The organism is Streptomyces swartbergensis, from assembly GCF_002148965.1.
GTDB lineage: Bacteria > Actinomycetota > Actinomycetes > Streptomycetales > Streptomycetaceae > Streptomyces > Streptomyces swartbergensis.
The window spans coordinates 1-3,457 of record NZ_NGFN01000539.1 but is presented as its reverse complement, the minus strand read 5'-3'; the positions used below and the strand labels follow the sequence as shown (position 1 = coordinate 3,457).

Below are 3,457 nucleotides of genomic sequence, written 5' to 3'. Positions count from 1 at the left end.
CTCCTCCCCCGCCGCCTCGGAAACCGCGTGGCGGCAAGTGATCCGGGAGCGAGGGACGCCGCACCGGAACGCAAGGTTCGCGCCACCCACGCGACACCCACTGTTCGCTGTCCGCCAGGCGGACCTCACGGGCGGTACGACCTGCCCGCCGGATACGGTGGAACCACCATGAGCGCTTCGCAGACCTCGTCCTCCGACGTCCCCACCCTCCTTGTCAAGATCTTCGGCAAGGACAGCCCGGGCATCACGGCCGGCCTCTTCGACACCCTCGCCGCCTACTCCGTCGACGTCGTCGACATCGAGCAGGTCGTCACCCGTGGCCGAATGGTGCTGTGCGCGCTCGTGACCGAGCCGCCCAAGGGGCTCGAGGGCGATCTGCGGGCGACCGTCCACAGCTGGGCCGAGTCGATGAAGATGCAGGCGGAGATCATCTCCGGCCTCGGCGACAACCGGCCGCGCGGGCTGGGCCGCTCCCTGGTCACCGTGCTGGGGCATCCGCTCACCGCCGAGGCGACGGCTGCGATCGCCGCGCGGATCACGAAGACCGGCGGCAACATCGACCGCATCTTCCGGCTCGCCAAGTACCCCGTGACCGCCGTCGAGTTCGCCGTGTCCGGCGTGGAGACCGAGCCGCTGCGCACCGCCCTGGCGCCCGACGCGGCCAAGCTGGGCATCGACGTGGCGGTCGTCGCCGCCGGTCTGTACCGGCGCGCGCAGCGCCTGGTCGTCATGGACGTCGACTCGACGCTCATCCAGGACGAGGTCATCGAGTTGTTCGCCGCGCACGCCGGCTGCGAGGACCAGGTCGCCGAGGTGACGGCGGCCGCGATGCGCGGCGAGCTGGACTTCGAGCAGTCCCTGCACGCGCGCGTGGCGCTGCTGGAGGGGCTGGACGCCTCGGTCGTGGACAAGGTGCGCAGCGAGGTGCGGCTGACGCCGGGCGCCCGCACCCTGATCCGTACGCTGAAGCGGCTCGGCTACCAAGTCGGCGTCGTCTCCGGCGGTTTCACCCAGGTCACCGACGATCTGAAGGAGCGGCTCGGGCTGGACTTCGCCCAGGCCAACACGCTGGAGATCGTCGACGGGAAGCTGACGGGCAAGGTCACGGGCGAGATCGTCGACCGCGCCGGCAAGGCCCGGCTGCTGCGCCGGTTCGCCGCCGAGGCGGGTGTGCCGCTGTCGCAGACCGTGGCGATCGGTGACGGTGCCAACGACCTGGACATGCTGAACGCGGCCGGTCTGGGCGTCGCCTTCAACGCCAAACCGGTGGTGCGCCAGGCCGCGCACACCGCGGTGAACTTCCCCTTCCTGGACACCGTGCTGTACCTGCTGGGCATCACGCGTGAAGAGGTCGAGGCAGCGGACACCGTCGACACGGTCTGAAGCGTCGACACCGTCTGAGCGGCAACCCGGTCTGGACCAGCGGCCCAGTCCGGCCCCGGTCCGCGGTCTGAACCGGCCGGGAGAGCCCGGCACCGCGCCGGTGCCGGGCCCCGGTCACCCGGAGTCGGTCACTCGGTCGGCGCCCAGTAGTCCAGCAGCGTGCCCACGCCCGGCTCCACGCTCTTCCACGAGCCGCTGAAGGACAGGGTGGCGAAGGCGGCGGCCGGGAAGCCGCGGCGGCTCATCCGGTCGCGGGCGTCGCCCTCGGCCGTGCCCGCCAGGATGTCGGCGAGGCCCTGGATGCCCGGGTTGTGGCCGATCACGAGGATGTTCTGCGCGTCGTCGGGGGTCTCGTTGAGCACGGCGATCAGTTCGCCCGGCGAGGCCTCGTAGATCCGCTCTTCGTAGATGGTTTTCGGCCGCTGCGGGAACTCCTGGACGGCGAGCTTCCAGGTCTCCCGGGTCCGGACCGCGGTGGAGCAGAGGGCCAGGTCGAAGGGGATGCCGGTGTCGGCCAGCCTGCGCCCGGCCTCCGCCGCTTCCTTTCGGCCCCGGTCGGCGAGCGGACGCTCGTGATCGCTCACCTGTGGCCAGTCGGCTTTCGCATGGCGGAAGAGGACAATCCTGCGGGGTTCTGCGACGCTCATAAGATCCAGCTTCGCACGAAACAGGCCACGGGGCGCAGGGAGTTGACCACCGTCTTCAGCCGTGCTCAGCGGGATATCAGCTGCTGGAGCCGCTCGAAGAGGTGGGTGATCAGGGGGTCACCGGTGGCCGCCTGGGCGTCGGACGGGTTCAGGATCAGCACGAGCAGCGCGGCGAAGGCGAGCGTGGGCAGCGCGAGGGCCCACCAGGGCAGCCGGCTGTCGGCGCCGGCCCGGGTCGCCGGACGGGGCCGGGTGTGCACAGGAGCCGACATGGTGCCTCCGCTCTTCGAATGGTCCGTGCCCGCGTCTCGCGGTCACACGTCGAAGTTACGGAATCCCCGGCCGCCAACCCATCCGGTGATCCACCCACTTGACCCTGACCCTCGCCCCCTAGGGGACAGGGGGCTAGCCCCACCATGGGCCGGGCTTGGGCCCGTCATGGCGAGGCGATGGTCGCGATGACGCCGATGATGATGAAGATCGCGAAGAAGGCGCCGAAGACGAGCAGCATCTTCTTCTGACCGTGCTTGGGGTTCGGGTCGAGCACTGGCATGGGGCAAGTCTCGCACCACCCCCGGGCGCCTGACGCCCGGGGGTGTCCCCGTGCCCCCCGAGGAGGGGCTCAGCGGCCCGCCTCGTCCTCCACCGTGCGGTTCCGGCCCGCCAGGAATCCGACCGCCATCTGCGGGATCATCAGGGCGCTCATCAGCGCGATCGGCAGGCCCCAGCCACCGCTGTGCTGGTAGAGGACGCCCACCAGGAGCGGCCCCGGGATGGAGATCAGATAGCCGGTGCTCTGCGCGAACGCCGACAGCTGGGCCACGCCCGGGCCGGTCCTGGCGCGCATGCCGACCATGGTGAGGGCGAGCGGGAAGGCGCAGTTGGCGACGCCGAGCAGCACGGCCCAGGCCCAGGCGCCGGCGGCCGGCGCGAGGTACAGCCCGGCGTAGCCGGCGAGGCCGCAGACGCCCAGGGCGAGCACGATCGGGCCCTGGTGCGGCAGCCGCGTGGCCAGGCGCGGTATGACGAAGGCCAGGGGCACGCCCATCACCATGGTGACCGCCAGCAGCAGCCCCGCGGTGCCCGCGGGCACACCGGCGTCCCGGAAGATCTGCGCCATCCAGCCCATGGTGATGTAGGCGGCGGTGGCCTGGAGCCCGAAGAAGACGGCCAGGGCCCAGGCGGTACGGCTCCGGGTGATCCGCAGCCGCGGAGCCTCCCCGGCGGCGGATCCGGCGGGAGCCRAGCCCGGCGTCTCCCGGTCCCGCGCCTCCCGGTCCCGCGCCTCCCGGTCCCGCGCCGGCCGGTCGCCGTCGGTCTCCGAGCCCACGGTCCGCTCCCYTGGCCGTGCCTCCGAGCCTCCAGCCCGCTCCGACCCGGTCTCCGCGCCCCGGCTCCGCTCCCCCGGCTCGGCCGCGACTCCGGCC

General features: G+C 72.0%; 5 protein-coding genes. 1 reads left to right on the top strand and 4 read right to left on the bottom strand.

Annotated features, from left to right (window positions below):
* Positions 1-168: 168 nt before the first annotated feature.
* Positions 169-1,383: a phosphoserine phosphatase SerB gene (serB, locus tag CA983_RS41715; RefSeq protein ID WP_086605860.1), complete on the top strand. Its 1,215-nt coding sequence runs from the start codon at positions 169-171 to the stop codon at positions 1,381-1,383.
* 128 nt (positions 1,384-1,511) lie between these two features.
* Here the strand turns inward: serB and CA983_RS41710 are convergent, their stop codons facing one another.
* The 4 genes from CA983_RS41710 to CA983_RS41695 all read right to left on the bottom strand — a co-directional run.
* The gene (locus CA983_RS41710; RefSeq protein WP_086605859.1) at positions 1,512-2,030 is read right to left on the bottom strand and encodes a SixA phosphatase family protein; all 519 of its coding nucleotides are present in this window, start codon (positions 2,028-2,030) and stop codon (positions 1,512-1,514) included.
* Between the two features lie 65 nt (positions 2,031-2,095).
* Positions 2,096-2,302 carry a hypothetical protein gene (locus CA983_RS41705; protein ID WP_086605858.1) on the bottom strand — a complete coding sequence of 69 codons (207 nt, stop codon included), beginning with the start codon at positions 2,300-2,302 and terminating at the stop codon, positions 2,096-2,098.
* A 164-nt stretch (positions 2,303-2,466) separates the two neighbouring features.
* Positions 2,467-2,583, bottom strand: coding sequence for an SGM_5486 family transporter-associated protein (locus CA983_RS49040; protein WP_086605857.1), 117 nt, complete (start codon positions 2,581-2,583; stop codon positions 2,467-2,469).
* A gap of 69 nt (positions 2,584-2,652) precedes the next feature.
* On the bottom strand, positions 2,653-3,457 hold an 805-nt coding region (locus CA983_RS41695), incomplete at its 5' end, for an MFS transporter (RefSeq protein ID WP_483027230.1).